This is a genomic window from Staphylococcus sp. 11511212 (assembly GCF_011394755.1).
In the GTDB taxonomy this organism is placed as follows: Bacteria; Bacillota; Bacilli; order Staphylococcales; family Staphylococcaceae; genus Staphylococcus; species Staphylococcus chromogenes.
The window spans coordinates 715,989-731,635 of record NZ_JAANBQ010000003.1; the positions used below are offsets into that span (position 1 = coordinate 715,989).

General features: G+C 36.0%; 14 protein-coding genes and 1 riboswitch. Of the genes, 5 read left to right on the forward strand and 9 right to left on the reverse strand.

The window, feature by feature from the left end:
* Positions 1–126: 126 nt before the first annotated feature.
* Complete coding sequence (locus tag G8Y84_RS04880) at positions 127–1,146, reverse strand: cytochrome d ubiquinol oxidase subunit II (RefSeq protein WP_165806154.1); 1,020 nt, start codon at positions 1,144–1,146, stop codon at positions 127–129.
* The gene (locus tag G8Y84_RS04885; RefSeq protein ID WP_105963390.1) at positions 1,143–2,495 is read right to left on the reverse strand and encodes a cytochrome ubiquinol oxidase subunit I; all 1,353 of its coding nucleotides are present in this window, start codon (positions 2,493–2,495) and stop codon (positions 1,143–1,145) included. Before G8Y84_RS04885 ends, G8Y84_RS04880 begins: the two co-directional genes overlap by 4 nt.
* A gap of 222 nt (positions 2,496–2,717) precedes the next feature.
* Here G8Y84_RS04885 and G8Y84_RS04890 point away from each other — a divergent pair, with 222 nt between their 5' ends.
* The gene (locus tag G8Y84_RS04890) at positions 2,718–2,945 is read left to right on the forward strand and encodes a glutaredoxin family protein (RefSeq protein WP_037571811.1); all 228 of its coding nucleotides are present in this window, start codon (positions 2,718–2,720) and stop codon (positions 2,943–2,945) included.
* 123 nt (positions 2,946–3,068) lie between these two features.
* Here the strand turns inward: G8Y84_RS04890 and ptsP are convergent, their stop codons facing one another.
* The 5 genes from ptsP to auxA form a co-directional block, all read right to left on the reverse strand.
* A complete protein-coding gene (gene ptsP / locus G8Y84_RS04895; protein ID WP_037571813.1) occupies positions 3,069–4,790 on the reverse strand; it encodes a phosphoenolpyruvate--protein phosphotransferase in 1,722 nt (573 codons plus the stop codon).
* Positions 4,790–5,056 (reverse strand): phosphocarrier protein HPr, encoded by a 267-nt coding sequence (locus G8Y84_RS04900; protein WP_037566021.1) that lies wholly within the window; start codon positions 5,054–5,056, stop codon positions 4,790–4,792. Before G8Y84_RS04900 ends, ptsP begins: the two co-directional genes overlap by 1 nt.
* 157 nt (positions 5,057–5,213) lie before the next feature.
* Positions 5,214–5,744 (reverse strand): hypothetical protein, encoded by a 531-nt coding sequence (locus tag G8Y84_RS04905; protein ID WP_037571815.1) that lies wholly within the window; start codon positions 5,742–5,744, stop codon positions 5,214–5,216.
* 43 nt (positions 5,745–5,787) lie between these two features.
* Positions 5,788–6,972, reverse strand: a complete 1,185-nt coding sequence (locus G8Y84_RS04910) for a class I SAM-dependent rRNA methyltransferase (RefSeq protein WP_105996765.1) — start codon at positions 6,970–6,972, stop codon at positions 5,788–5,790.
* 125 nt (positions 6,973–7,097) lie between these two features.
* On the reverse strand, positions 7,098–8,441 hold the full coding sequence (gene auxA / locus G8Y84_RS04915) for a lipoteichoic acid stability factor AuxA (RefSeq protein ID WP_037571820.1): 1,344 nt from the start codon (positions 8,439–8,441) through the stop codon (positions 7,098–7,100).
* 325 nt (positions 8,442–8,766) lie between these two features.
* Here auxA and graF point away from each other — a divergent pair, with 325 nt between their 5' ends.
* The 4 genes from graF (at position 8,767) to G8Y84_RS04930 (ending at position 12,086) form a co-directional block, all read left to right on the forward strand.
* Positions 8,767–8,898: a glycopeptide resistance-associated protein GraF gene (gene graF, locus G8Y84_RS11285; RefSeq protein ID WP_194434871.1), complete on the forward strand. Its 132-nt coding sequence runs from the start codon at positions 8,767–8,769 to the stop codon at positions 8,896–8,898.
* Positions 8,899–9,091: 193 nt separating this feature from the next.
* Positions 9,092–9,192, forward strand: a riboswitch (TPP riboswitch).
* A gap of 114 nt (positions 9,193–9,306) precedes the next feature.
* Positions 9,307–9,888 carry an ECF transporter S component gene (locus G8Y84_RS04920; protein WP_037571822.1) on the forward strand — a complete coding sequence of 194 codons (582 nt, stop codon included), beginning with the start codon at positions 9,307–9,309 and terminating at the stop codon, positions 9,886–9,888.
* A 12-nt stretch (positions 9,889–9,900) separates the two neighbouring features.
* On the forward strand, positions 9,901–11,298 hold the full coding sequence (locus tag G8Y84_RS04925) for an ATP-binding cassette domain-containing protein (protein ID WP_165806155.1): 1,398 nt from the start codon (positions 9,901–9,903) through the stop codon (positions 11,296–11,298).
* Positions 11,295–12,086, forward strand: a complete 792-nt coding sequence (locus G8Y84_RS04930) for an energy-coupling factor transporter transmembrane component T family protein (protein ID WP_037571827.1) — start codon at positions 11,295–11,297, stop codon at positions 12,084–12,086. Before G8Y84_RS04925 ends, G8Y84_RS04930 begins: the two co-directional genes overlap by 4 nt.
* Positions 12,087–12,905: 819 nt before the next feature.
* Here G8Y84_RS04930 and purD read toward each other — a convergent pair.
* Together purD and purH are read right to left on the reverse strand one after the other, a co-directional pair.
* Entirely contained in the window at positions 12,906–14,147 is a 1,242-nt protein-coding gene (gene purD, locus G8Y84_RS04935) for a phosphoribosylamine--glycine ligase (RefSeq protein WP_165806156.1), read from the reverse strand.
* A gap of 14 nt (positions 14,148–14,161) precedes the next feature.
* Complete coding sequence (gene purH / locus G8Y84_RS04940) at positions 14,162–15,640, reverse strand: bifunctional phosphoribosylaminoimidazolecarboxamide formyltransferase/IMP cyclohydrolase (protein WP_107363606.1); 1,479 nt, start codon at positions 15,638–15,640, stop codon at positions 14,162–14,164.
* Positions 15,641–15,647 lie beyond the last annotated feature (7 nt).

A 15,647-nucleotide genomic window follows, 5' to 3' on the forward strand; every position in this document is an offset into this window, starting at 1 on the left:
TTAATTTATATGAAAATAATGTTTCCGCGCCATTAAAACGTTTTACTCATAATACATACGACAGTAGAGAATCAAAACATTTCATTACACTCACTGTCATAACAATTTTATCCACTTACAATACCCTTATTTTCTACCTCTGACATACCCTTTGTCAAATACAAATAGTTTTAGAAGTAACCCTAAGGAAGGTAATAATAAAATTAAGCCTAAGACGAAAACAATGATTAATGCGAACGCCATACTATCATTTGTGACAGCATGGTCAATACGCACATAAGGATATAATAGATAAGGTAATTTACTTAAACCATAGCCGAAAAATGCAGTTCCCATTTGAATAATGACAAATAAGAAGGCAAGACCGTGGGCTTTTTTTAGTAATGTTAAAATACCTGCCACGAAGAATGCAATTAGACTGATAATAAATAACCATCCATAATCGAAAACTGCTGCATCAAAATGCGCTTTATTTTGAACACGTAAAGATAGAAAAACAAACAATGAGACCATGATCATCGGTGCACCCCACATTAAGAACCATTTTCTCACAAGGGCATAGGCTGGCCAATCTTTGGCTCTGGCTGCGTAAAAAGTTAAAAAACCAGATGAAATATACAGTACAGAAACGATTGAGAGTAGTACAACAGACCAACCAAAAGGACTCAGTAATAGCGCTATCCAGCCTAAATCCACGCGATCTGTTGATGTCCGAATCAAATAGCCACCTTCAGCAATAGTTAATGCTGTTGAAAGTGAAGCTGGAATCAATAATCCTGAGACTGCATAAATCATTAACCAAGATAACTTGGAGTCTTGACCGTAGTTTTCAAAAGCATAAAAAGCGCCTCTAGCTGCGATTAACAATAAAGCGATGGATCCAGGAATAAGTAAGGCGGTTCCAAAATAGTAAGCAGAATCCGGGAAAAACCCTACAATACCGACAAAGAAAAAGACGAAAAAGACATTCGTCACTTCCCATACTGGATTCAAATAACGTTGAATCAAGGTATTCACTTTCTTTGATTCTCCAAACAATTTAGCATGTAATGAAAAGAATCCTGCACCAAAGTCTATCGATGCAACGATGATGTAACCGAAAAGGAAAAGCCATAGTACCGTAATACCGATTATTTCATAACTCATAAGTGGTCCTCCCTTCTCTCAGCTTCAATTTTCTCTATTTCTTTAGCGATAGGTCTATTTTTAAACATACGAATGAGTACAAAGCTCGCTGAAAATAAAAGAACAAAATATAATAAGGCGAATAGAATCGTTACAAATGGTAAGCCACCTGCTGTCGTCGCTGCATCTTGAACTTTTAATATTCCTCTGACCATCCAAGGTTGACGTCCGAGTTCTGTTAAAAACCATCCAAATTCAATCGCCAACATACTAGCAGGACCCGTCAGTAAAATGGCATACAATAACCCTTTATGATTTGGATTCCATTTTTTAATCCACATTGCGAGTACATAAACGGCAGAAACAACAAAACAAAATATGCCAAATGTCACCATTAAATCAAAGAAATAGTGCACAATAAGGGGTGGTAATTCCTCTTTCGGAAATTCATTTAAGCCTTTAACTTTTGTATCAAAGCTAGAATCTGATAGGAAACTTAACGCCCCTGGAATATGAACGGCTCCTTTTACTTCTTGCGTAGATTCATCTAAAACACCAAATAAAACAAGATCTGCCTTAGATTCAGTATTAAAATGCCATTCATATGCCGCTAATTTTTCGGGTTGATGCTGATGCAAGAATTTTGCAGATAAATCACCTGCTAACATTGAAAACAATGAGAAAATTAAGCCTGCAATCATCGTCAATTTAAGTGCTTTTTGATGATATGTTCGATCTTCTTTCACTTTATTTTTTAGTAGTTTAAAAGCTGCGATTGTTGCTAAAATAAAAGCCATTGTCATTAGGGCAGTCGCAATCACATGAAAAGATCTTACAAAAAAGGAAGCATTAAACATCGCTGCAATAGGATCTACATTTACCATTCTCCCCCCAGAAATTTCCATGCCTGCTGGCGTGTTCATAAATGAGTTGACAGACGTAATGAAAAAAGCTGAAAATGTTCCCCCTATGATGACAGGTATGCTAATTAAGAAATGAATCCATTGATTTTTAAACCGATTCCATGTATATAAATAGATACTTAAAAATATTGCTTCAAAGAAAAAAGCGAATGTTTCCATAAAGAGGGGTAATGCAATGACATGACCCCCAATGCGCATAAAGGTTGGCCATAACAATGAAAGTTGTAGACCAATAATCGTACCTGTGACGACGCCAACAGCTACAGTAATCGTATATCCTTTCGCCCACCGCTTTGCTAAAGCGAGATATTGAGAATTTTTCTTTTTGATTGCTAAAAACTCTGCGATTGCGAAAAATAATGGCATTCCCACACCAATGGTCGCAAATATAATATGGACAGCAAGCGTCATTCCTGTGAGAAAACGACTGATTTCCACTGCATCCATCTCATCACTCCTTTTATCTCTTTCCAAAGTAATTTCCATTATACTGAGGGCAGTCATGAAACAGAATGACAATGCTTAATATAACATTGACAATTTATTGACATGTCGCAAAGTTGCCATAATTTTTGATTTGACATTTAACTTTATTCTTATATTTATTTTGACAATGAAAAGATGCTAAGATAATTTAGTAGAAGAAGTAAGTAGAAAGAAGGATTCTTTATGACCCAAATTATTATTTATACTCAAAATGATTGCCCACCTTGTACGTTTATTAAAAATTATTTGACCGAAAAGCAAATTCCTTACGAAGAACGGAATATTAAAAATGGGACATATCGTCAACAAATGATCGACCATGACGCATTTGCTACCCCATTTATTCTTCTTGATGATGAACCTATGTATCAAGTTGACCTAGACCGTTTGAATCAAAAGTTAGGGTTGTAAATTACGATAATTAATAATTCTAGCTTTAGGATTTATAAATAAGCCGCATGCTTGGCATCACCCTCTTATACCACAAAAGGCTGAGACGATTTTGTCTCAGCCTTTTGGTGCATTTTTATTCAATTATGCTTTAGATGTGTATGCGCGAACTAATTCTACAACTTCATCTACAGTTGAACATTGGATTGCTTTGTCTGCGAGATGTTGCATTTCAGTTTGACTTAAATTTTTAATTTGACGACGTGCTTTTAAAATTGAGGTCGCGCTCATTGAAAACTCGTCTAATCCTAAACCTAATAATAGCGGGATTGCCGTTTCATCTCCTGCCATTTCGCCACACATTCCTGTCCATTTACCTTCTTTATGAGAAGCTTCAATCACTTGTTTCACAAGACGTAAAATCGCTGGGTTGTATGGTTGGTATAAATAAGACACGCGTTCTGACATACGGTCAGCCGCCATAGTGTATTGAATCAAGTCATTTGTACCAATACTAAAGAAATCGACTTCTTTAGCAAAGACATCTGCAAGCGCTGCTGTAGATGGAATTTCCACCATGATACCGAGTTCGATATCATCGCTCACTTTAACGCCTTCACTTTCAAGGTTCGCCTTTTCCTCTAATAATAATGCTTTGGCATCACGAAATTCTTGGACTGTTGCGACCATCGGGAACATGATATTGAGTTTTCCGTAAGTTGAAGCACGTAACAGAGCACGTAACTGCGGACGGAAAATCTCAGTTTGATCTAAACAGAGACGAATGGCACGATAACCTAAAAATGGATTCATTTCTTTCGGTAAGTTTAGATAAGGTAATTCTTTATCGCCACCGATGTCTAATGTACGGACAACGACACGCTTATCTTTCATTTCTTCAAGTACCTTTTTATAGGCTTCGAATTGTTCTTCTTCTGAAGGCATAGTGTCACGCCCCATATACAAGAACTCAGTTCGGTATAAACCGATACCTTCAGCACCGTTATCTTTAACACCTTCTAAATCGTTAGGTGTGCCGATATTTGCAGCAAGTTCAACATGTTGACCATCTGCAGTTTTTGATGGCTCATCACGAAGTTTTTTCAATTCTTCACGATCAGCAAAGAAAGATTGACGCTTATGTTGGTATGCTTTAACTTCATCCTCACTCGGATCGATGATAACATCACCTGTTAAACCATCAACAATAATCATATCACCTTGTTTGACTTGAGATGTAATCGCTTTTGTTCCAACAACTGCTGGAATTTCAAGCGAACGACTCATAATCGCAGAATGAGAAGTACGACCACCAATGTTTGTTACAAACCCTTGCACATATTGTTTATTCAATTGTGCCGTATCTGAAGGTGTTAAATCGTGACCAATAATGACAACACTTTCATCAATAATACTTGGATTTGGTAACTCTACACCTAAGATATGCGCTAACACACGTTTAGAAACGTCACGAATATCAGCCGCACGTTCTTTCATGTATTCATTATCCATAGATTCAAAAATTGTAATGAAATTTTGAGTCACTTCTGTAAGCGCATGAGGTGCACTTGCTTTTTCATCACGAATTTTACTTTCAATAGGCTGAATCAACTCTGGGTCATCTAAAACGAGTAGATGTGCATCAAAAATGGCCGCTTTATCTGGACCAAGTTGCTCTTCAGCATTATTTCTTATTTTTGTTAATTCAATCTTTGAATTTTTTAATGCTTCATTAAATTTAAGCACTTCTGCTTCAGTATCGTTTGTTGTTGTTTCATTAAAACTCAAATCTGGTTCAATGAGCATATAGGCTTTGGCAATGGCAACACCATCAGATGCTGCAATTCCTTTAATAATATCAGACATTATTTTGTTAATCCTTCTTTTGATAAGACTTCAGAAATAGCTTGAATTGCTTCTTTTTCATCGCTACCATCTGCGTAAATTGTAATCTCTGCGTCTTTACCTACACCTAAACTCATAACACCCATAATTGATTTTAAGTTAACTTTTTTAGCGTTGTACTCTAATTGAATATCAGAATCAAATTTTGAAGCTGTTTGAACTAACATTGTCGCTGGGCGTGCGTGAATACCTGTTTCGTCAATAATTACGTATGATTGTTGTTCCATCTTTTATCTTACTCCTTCTATTCCATTAATACATTAGCATAAATTTATTTGTAAATTAGCTACTTAGCATTACATTACCAAAAAGTACATTTATTTTCAATTCGAAAACAGTGGACACAATAGGTTTTCGAAAGTTTTTTAACAATTTTTCGTCAGTTTACAAAAGTCCCTTTACAACATTTTCACATTTTTGAATATGTTCTTTGCCGACTTTCATCATAAAATAATAACTGATAGAGGCTGATACTGCTTGACCAACAAGTGGAAACCAGCGTGTTTGCTTTGCTGCCGTACGCTTCGCAACATCACGTATCACGACTTTTAAAATTCCTTTTGATACTTTTTTACCGATGAATTGACTCCCTTGAAGCGCTGCTGCCATTTTCACTCGGTTTTTCATATCATCCGTCATTTTATTCACTTGCTTATGATCTAAACCATAAATTTTATTAACATCTTCAATGATGTCGCGCATGAGTTTCATATCAACACCAAAATCAAATCCTGGAATAGGAATGACTGTTGCACCGGAAGATAGTAAAGCTTTCTTTTTAATCAATGCTTCAGCATGCTCACGACGTTTTTGAATGTCTACCTCTGTTTTAGGTAACACGTCTTTAACTTGGATATCTTCTATATTTAAAAATTTATTTTCAACCTTTTGTGTGATTTTATTTTTAATTCCCATGATTATTGCCACCTTTCAAGTATGTCGTAACAATATATACCCCCTATTTATCCCTCTCATGCTTAATTGTCACGAAGACTACTTTCAAATATTTAGAGGGCTTGTAGTGCTTATTCGTTTTAAAATCTTTAGGCAATCCCATGACTTCATCAATTTCGTAGTGGACGCCTGCAGAAGCCAACGTCTTTTTAATCGTATTTTTAAATGCATTCAACGTATACATACTATGATTAGTACTTAAGATTAACGTTCCATTCGGATTTAAAATTTGTAAAGCTTGTTCAATGAGTTGATCATAATCTTTTAATACTGAAAAAGTCTTCTTTTTATTACGTGCAAAACTTGGCGGATCAATCACAATAGTGTCATATGAAAGCCCATGGCGAAGGGCATATTTATAAAAATTAAACGTATCCATCACATAGATATGTTGTGAATCGGGATTTATGCCATTAATACCAAAATTTTCTTCGGTAAGTTGTCGAGAACGATTGGCCAAGTCTACACTTGTAGTGATGGCTCCTTGCGTCGCCGCTATGACAGAAAATGCCCCTGTATAACTAAACAAATTTAACACTTGTCTTCCTTCGCTATAATAGTCTCTTAGTTTTTTACGCACTTCTTTTTGATCGAGAAATATGCCTGTCATGGGGCCATCATTTAAGTGTACATTGTAAAATGTAAAATTTTCTTCCACAATAATTGGAAATTGGGGTTCTTCCCCTGTTACCCAACCACTTTGAATAGCATCATTTTTAAAACGTGTTTTTTCATAAATCGAAGTATAAGAAAAGACCGTTTTCATCGCTTCAATAACTGCAGTTCTAAGCTGATAAATACCTTCAGAATACCACTGAATTAAAAGATGCCCATTATAGTTGTCGATGGTTAAACCGCCAATGCCATCTCCTTCACCGTTAAAGAGACGAAAAGCATTTGTACCTTCACGTTCCTCATAATATTTTCTTATTTCATAAGCTTCTTTGAATTTTTCTTCAAAAAATGACTGATCTATAGCTTCTTTTTCATCGTAGGACAAAACCCATCCCAACCCTTTATGTTGACCGCCGACATAACAGGTTGCGATATAAATATCTGTAGATGACTTTAAATGAAATAAGTCTCCCTCTTTTAAACGATCACTTTTAAATAAATCTTGTTCATCAATTAAAGGATATTGATTGAAATACTTTGCTTCTTTACCTTTATTTAAAATTGCTGTTTTCATCATTTCAGCCTCTCTATTTTCATTTATTATAGTGTAACACGAAAAACTAAACTTTCTTTCATATTTCAAAAAGAGAGCGATAGCAAATGTAGCTTTCATTTACTATCACTCTCTTTATTTACCTATTATTGTCTAAATTCTCCTTGTTCTTCCATTTTTTCCGGTGAGGGTTGTCGCAACTGAAATACGAATGCGACAATTGCCGGTATTAACATCAGTACAAGGATGGGTGTAATAAAAATGGATAACATTAATCCATGCACCAAAATGACAATATACTCAGTCATTAACTTGAAGAATAAAATACTAATCATAAATAATTTCAAGTAATAATGACGCCCTTTTAACATATTCGTCACGGATGTCCAAATAAAAATGGTCACAATCACTAATAATAAGAATAAGCTAATCCATTCATACACGTATTGTGTTTGTGAAAGTTGCCAATCTCCAGACATAAATAAACTGTTACGGTTTTTAAACTCTACCAATATAAAGAAAAATAAAATGACGCCACAAGCAATGCTTACATATTCGCGTTTTAACCATTTTGGTCGATGTAAAAATGAAGGGATATCATCTTCTTCTAATTTTGCCCAACCAAACCATTTTTCTTTTATTGTCTCACGTTTGTGTCTCAACTTTTCAATATCGATACTGCGTCGTGTTCGATGAGAAAAATCTTGTGTTAATTCATTTGTACGTGCCTGAAAATCTTTAAAGTGATATTGCGATTGGCCTGTAAAACTATATTTTTTACTTCGAGAATACGGGTTTTCTTCCCCAGTAATTTCTTCCTCAGTCATCGGTAAAGCTCGGCGTAAAAATAGGAAATTCCAAATGGCCATTTGACCTAACAACCATAAAATAACAAAGAATGTATTGATACTTAATACATCAATTGGGGCCACTTGTCGCTCTTCAATGCGTCCGTAAAGCGCGAGTTGTCCCAAAATATAACACACGCCATAGCTCACAATAATCCATAAATAGTGTTTTTTGCGATTAAAAGGATTGAGTTCATCTTTATAGGCAATATATCCTATATGTATTAAAAAAGGAATGACAAACACAAATGCCGCAAAACCGTAAACTTGTGACATAAAAATAAGGGTTAAAACAAAATAAATAATCCCAATAAGTAAAAATAAAATTGAAATATCATAGTCGAAACGTGTTGTATTCGTTAAAGTTCTCCCTATAAAAATCATAAAAATACCGAAAAGTAAAATGATTATGCCACTTACTAAAGGGATTTCACCAATATAATTACTCATCACGCGAATAATTTCATTGAAAAATGCCATAATAAAGTCCCACAAATTATCGATGTTAATTGCAGGCTTTTTATGTTCATTAAATTGGTGAATCAATGGGATATTAAGAAAGATAATAATACTTAGTAAAATAGAAACTGCACCGATGATATAACTATAAATCACCTCGGTGTATTTATTAAACAAAGACATCCGCTTCACCTCACAATTATTATATACGAAGACGCAGTTCATGTCTTTATAAAAAAGAAATCTCATTCTTTAGATGGAGAAACATTTATTGCGCGAGATTTTAGCAAAATCACGTATTTTTTATAAATCAATTATGAACATACCACTTTCAATGTATTTAAATATATTATCTTTTTGTAGCAATTTAAAACATACTTTTTTAGTACGAATTTTACATTCCTGTATTATACCAAAAGTTACATATGTTTGTACCCTTTCTTCTCATGTTTATTATTTTTAAATACGGGAATGTTTTTAGAAGAATACATTAAAGGAGCGATGTATCATGTCTAAAGAAGATATTAAAAAAGCAGCAGAAAATGCTAAAGACAAAGAACAAGAATTAAAAGATAAAAAAGACGACACAAAAGATGGCGTTGAAAAAACGAAAGACGATATTCAAAGTACTTTTGACTAATTATTAAAGTATCTCAATATTAAGAGACGAGCGAATAAGCCCGTCTCTTTTTTGATTTGCATTATAGTGATTATATATTGTTTGAATCACATGTTAAAAATTTAAAACTGGACTTTTTTTCAATGAATATTACCCGTTTCATAACATTGACATTCGCACAAGTCAGGTGTATATTAACGTTATTAATTAAATAGAAACGCACTAGGGGTGTGAAAACTGAGATGAGGTATTCACCTCAAACCCTTTGAACCTGAACTAGATGATACTAGCGTAGGAAAGTGTGATGACAACTCAAATTCAACAGATGACGTATGTCTTCTTCCGTTCTCAATAATGATTTGTAGTTTCAAATACACTTTCACACAGTACCTAGTTCAGGTGCTGTGTTTTTTATTGAGGAGGATATTTATGCGTAAGAAGCAAGGGTTAACTTTATCTGATATTTTGGTTACTGTACTTATTGCGGTCATTTTTGCAGTCATTTATAACATTTGGTGGATTGCATATTATACGGTTCAACCTATCGGATTGCATATTGATCAACTGATGTACGGCATGTGGTTTGCTGCAGCCGTTGTCGCTTATTTAATCATTCCGAAAATGGGGATTGCTTTAATTGCTGAGTTTGCAGCGGGTGCTGGAGAAACCATTGTCATGGGTCGATTTGATATTCCTACTATTATATATGCCATTCTTCAAGGTTTAGCTTGTGAAATTGTGTTTGCGATTTTCAAATACAAATCTCGTACATTTATGGTAAGTCTACTTGCAGGTATGGCAGCTGCGCTCATTAGCTTTCCAGTAGATTGGTATTATGGTTATTTGAATGAAGTAGCGACATGGAATTTAATTTTACTCATTGTTTTCCGTTTAATTAGTGGTGCGATACTTGCAGGTGTGTTCCCTTATTTTCTTGTAAAAGCACTAGACAAAACCGGAGTTACGAAATTATTTCGTCCTGCATCAAAAGAGGATTATGACACGTTATAAGGAGTATGCCAGGTGTTAAAAGCAACAAATTTACGATTAAAATACCCGAGTGCGCCACATAAAATTTTTGATGGACTCGATATCGAAATTAAAGATAAAGAAAAAGTACTTTTACTAGGCCCTTCTGGTTCTGGTAAAAGTACACTATTAAATGTTTTAAGTGGAATTGTTCCCCACTTAATTGATTTACCTATGAAATACGATTCATTAACCATTTCACAAAATGCGGGCGTTATTTTCCAAGATCCTGATGCACAGTTTTGTATGCCACAAGTAAATGAAGAATTAGCATTTATTCTTGAAAACTTACAAATACCACGAAAAGAAATGAATGCGAAAATCCAAGCAGCACTAGAAGCAGTTGGTCTTGATATTAATCCAAAGCAAGCTATTCATCAACTCAGTGGAGGCATGAAACAAAAACTCGCGATTGCTGGAACATTGCTTCAACAAACTGACACGCTCTTTTTAGATGAACCTACAGCAATGCTCGATACTGAAGCAACAGAAAATCTTTGGCAACTCTTACGTACACTTTGGAAAGATCAAACCGTATTGATTGTCGAACATAAAGTAGAACACATTTGGGATTACGTCGATCGTGTCATTTTAATGAATCAACATGGGCAAATCATTCAAGAAGGCGCGCCAAATGATATTTTAGAGCACTACGAAGACATCTTAAGTGAATATGGTGTGTGGCATCCAAAAGCTTGGAATCATGCGCCCAAACCACTATTAACAGATACAACTTCCCCCGCTTTCGAATTACATTTCCATGAAGGCGTCATTCAACGAGGGAAAAGGACATTGTACACAGTAGAAAATTTTAAAATTCAAGCTGGGGATTGGGCGATTATTACTGGAAAAAATGGAACAGGAAAAACGACTTTTTTTGAGAGTTTAATGCAACTCATTCCTTATAAAGGAACGGTCACCTTTAATCATACACCCGTGCGTAAACTTAAATTTGCCGCCTCTCATCTGTTTCTTGTTTATCAAAATCCAGAACTTCAATTCCTTCAAAATTCTGTGTATGACGAAATATTAATTAATTTTACACACTTTGATCAAGTCAACGCCCAAAAGGAAGTAGAAGATATTTTAGCGCATTTAGATTTAACGCATGTCAAAGACCAGCATCCATTCGAACTATCAATGGGACAAAAACGTCGTTTAAGCGTTGCAGTAGCTTTGAGTACTTCTGCAGATATCATCTTATTGGATGAACCTACTTTTGGGTTAGACAGTCATAATACGTTTAAGCTTATTGACTTATTTCAAGAACGTATTCAAAAAGGTCAAGCAATTATTATGATTACCCATGACCCTGAAATCATTGCGCGCTATCCTTCTAAACATTTTATTATAGACCATGAGAAAATGTATGAAAGTGGGAATGTGCAATGATTGAATCATGGAAGACACGTCATACTTTTATGGATGATGTAAATATTATTACAAAGTTATTTATCGGTATTGCCTTATTTTTCATGGTCATTTTTATACACAATTTTGATGTGATGCTCTATCTTGTCGCGCTTATGTTTATATTTATGTTATTCATGAGCGGCGCTAAATTACACATTTTGATGGGATTTGTAGCGTTTACGTTACTATTTGCGCTAAGCTCATCATTATTTATGATTTTTTACGGGTCAGGCCAACACGAATTGTTCAAATTTGGGTTTGTGCATATTACAGTGGAAAGTCTCGTTCGTGGTCTACACCTTTCTTTAAGAACGCTTGTAGTCAGCTTTTTCGGACTGTCCATTGCCTTTTCTTCCCAAGTTATTACCGTATTTTATAGTTTTATGCAGCACTTGCGTGTAAAACCTAAAATAGCCTACGCCTTTATGGCTGCGTTTCGTATGTTACCTATGATTATTGAGTCTTTTTTTCAACTTCGAAACGCTTTGAAAATGAGATATCAAATCATTCAAAAACAACATTATCGTGGGATACGACGTATTTTCCATTTACTTATCCCGTTACTGAGCCAAAACATGCGTAAGGCGCATCGGTTGTCCGTCGCCATGGAAATGAAAGGGTTTCGTGATGGGCCTCGTACTTATTACTATAAAACATCTTTTAGTTTTCGTGATTTAGGGCTTATTGGATGTGTGATTGTTATAGTCACCTTCGCTTTCTTATTAAGTCAATTTATACCAATTACAGGTATTTTAGACGTACGATAAACATGCTGCGTTTTCACGATCTCGATGATGTGAAAAGGCACACCATTTCCTTTCCTAACTTTCCATCTGCAAAGGAAATTTCCCGTTAAACGGGTTGGGGTCGCCCCAACCCGTGTTTTTTTGGTCTATAACATATCAGACTGGTGTATAATTAATTTCATTAATTTGATTGTTCCATAAAGCCTCGTTTTTCTTGGAGCATTACAGAAATCTATCTGATTTCGTAGTAATGCCTGCCGGTGCATGAAGACGTTAGAAATGTAATGAGTTACGTCTTCAGTACACCTATGAACATGCGTGAATAAGTGGTCCATAGTGTAAGTTGCGTAAAGCTTGAAAAGCGCATACGTAATCCAGTCAGCTACTGCCACTAATTTTATTGCAGTAAGTGAAAAATCTAAAAATGGATTTTCGGTTTCGGCTAGATATCTCAGAAGTCTCGGCTAGGAACCAATCAAATTCGCTATATTTAATCACAACTCTAAGTTATAAAAACTATTTTACTGACTCTGGTGTATGGAGTTAAGTGGTATCAAAATAGCAATATATGTTTAAGTCTTTATACTCCCATAACGAAAAAAGGCGTTTGGCAATCCAATATTGCATAATTCCTTAATTTAATGTGACCATTCCATTGGACACAGAGCCGGTTTTTATATAGAAAAGGCAATGAAAGACTGATTTACTCACTATAAAGTTCAAACTCAAAGTGGGAAAACTTTTTAAGAAGCCTTGTATAAAAAAGTAAACTAACCCAAAAAATCTAGGACACTTCTATACAGATGTCCTAGATTTTATCGATTTTTAAGAGGATCTCAATTATAACAATGCTTTATCCGCAATATCTTTACGGTAAAACAAACCTTCACTGTTTATTTTAGAAATACGCTGGTAAGCAGCTTGTTGTGCTTCTTTAATAGATGTACCCTCACCAAGCGCTAATATCACGCGACCCCCACTCGTTTTAAACACACCGCCATCACGTTTTAATCCACTCACAATATAATGCTCTAACGCATCTTCAAATCCTGTAACCTCATATCCTTTTTGATATGTGCCAGGATAACCTTTAGAAGCCATCATAACACCTACAACCGCTTCAGATTTCCATTTTTGAGAAATCGGTTGCTTAGCTTTTAATTCTAATATATGTTCCATAAAGTCGCTTTCTAAACGTCGGAGCAACACTTGTGCTTCTGGATCGCCTAAACGTGCATTAAACTCTATCACTTTTGGTCCCTCTTCTGTTAAAATGGCACCAATATATAAAATACCAAAATAAGGATAGCCTTCATTTTCCATGGCCTGTGCGATAGGTTGCGCAATGCGGTCATTGACCTGTTTCAGAACCTCTTGACTGATATGAGGTACGGGGCAATAGGCCCCCATTCCTCCTGTATTAGGTCCTTGATCATTATCGAACGCACGCTTATGGTCTTGTGCAATGGTTTCAAAAGGGACCGCATAATTCCCATTGACAAACGTCATCACTGAAAATTCTTCACCTTCTAAAAAGGCTTCAAAAACAACTTTTTCACGCTCTTGTGGATAGAGGGTATCTACAGCCTCTCGGGCTTCTTGACGTGTTTTCGCAATGATAACTCCTTTACCTGCTGCCAATCCATCTTTTTTTAAAACCACTGGAAGTTCACAAGTTTCAACATATTCAAGTGCTTCTGTTTTCGTCTCAATTTCACGATAAGTAGCCGTTGGAATTTGGTATTTTTCCATAAGGTGTTTTGCAAATGATTTTGAGCCTTCTATTTGTGCAGCAGCTTGTTTAGGCCCAAACACATCTATGCCGGCCTCTGTTAAACGATCAGCTAATCCATCGATTAATGGTTGTTCAGGCCCAATGATTACCCAATCGATTTGACCTTGCCGTGCAAATTCAACAATGTTTTTTTGGTCTGATTCTACTATAGTCGGATGGATCGTTGCCAATTCTGCCATTGCATCGTTCCCAGGAATAACATCGATATGCGTTACATGCGGTGACTGGCTTACTTTTTGTACAATGGCATGTTCTCGCCCACCACTACCGATAACTAATATTTTCATTTTTATAGCCTCCATTAATGTTTAAAATGACGGACTCCTGTCATAACCATAGCAATTCCATGACGATTGGCCATGTCAATCGATGCTTGGTCTTTAATAGATCCCCCTGGTTGAATGATAGCCTTTATTCCCGCTTTTGCTGCCAATTCAACAGTGTCATCCATCGGGAAAAAGCCGTCTGAAGCTAAAACGACATTCTCATTCATTTCAATCGCATGACGTATCGCTATTTCTGCTGCTCCGACACGATTCATTTGCCCTGCGCCAACGCCGACGGTTTGGTGATCATTTGCAAGTACAATCGCATTACTTTTCACTGCTTTAGCGACTTCCCATCCTAGCAATAGTGCTTCCCATTGTTTTGAAGTTGGCGCCTGCTCAGTGACGATGGTCATTTCTGATTGAGGCGTGATTTGATTATCTTTGTCTTGTACTAAATATCCACCAGAAACTGATACAAATTCTTGTTCATCTTGTGTCGCATCTGTTTGAATTTCCAATAAGCGAATATTTTTCTTTTGCGAAAGAATCTCCAGTGCTTCTTTATCAAATGACGGTGCAATAACAACTTCTAAAAAGATTTGATGCAATTGTTCTGCTAAAGATTTTGTGACTGGACGATTGAGTGCAACAATTCCTCCGAAAATAGAAGTGCTATCCGCTTGGAACGCATGTTCAAATGCACTCTCGATATTTTGACCTATTCCAACACCACATGGATTCATATGCTTTACTGCAACAGCAGCTGGCGTTTCAAACCGTTTCACAAGTGTGAGTGCTGCATCTGCATCTTTAATGTTGTTATAGCTTAGAGGTTTTCCATGATGTTGAATCGCCCCGGCTAATGTACTCGGATGATGAGAAGTACGCACAAAATATGCACTTTGTTGTGGATTTTCACCGTAGCGTAATTGCTCTTTATTTTGGCTAAAATGATTCACAATCGCCTTATCATAATCTGCCGTATGTTTAAATACTTTGAGCATCAGTGATTTACGAAACGCCTCGTCTAATGTATCTGTTTTCAGACGACGAAGGACTTCCTCATAGTCTTCACTATGAACCACGGTTGTCACATGTTTAAAGTTTTTCGCAGCAGCTCTTAACATTGTAGGGCCCCCAATGTCGATATTTTCTATCGCATCAGCTTCAGTCACATCCGGGTTTTCTACTGTTTTTTGAAAAGGATATAAATTCACAACCACCATATCAATTAATTCGATATCTTGAGCTTTTAATTGCGCTAAATGTTCTTCTTTATCACGATCAGCTAAAATGCCTCCATGAACTGCAGGATGCAGTGTTTTGACACGCCCATCCATGATTTCATCAAAATGTGTTAAATCTGAAACGGAAGCCACAGGTATTCCTGCAGATTCTATCGCACGTAATGTTCCCCCCGTCGAAAATAATGCAAACCCTTGGGCAACAAGACCTTCCGCAAAATCTTCAATTCCTGTTTTATCTGACACACTTAAAATTGCTTTTTTCATTTAGAAA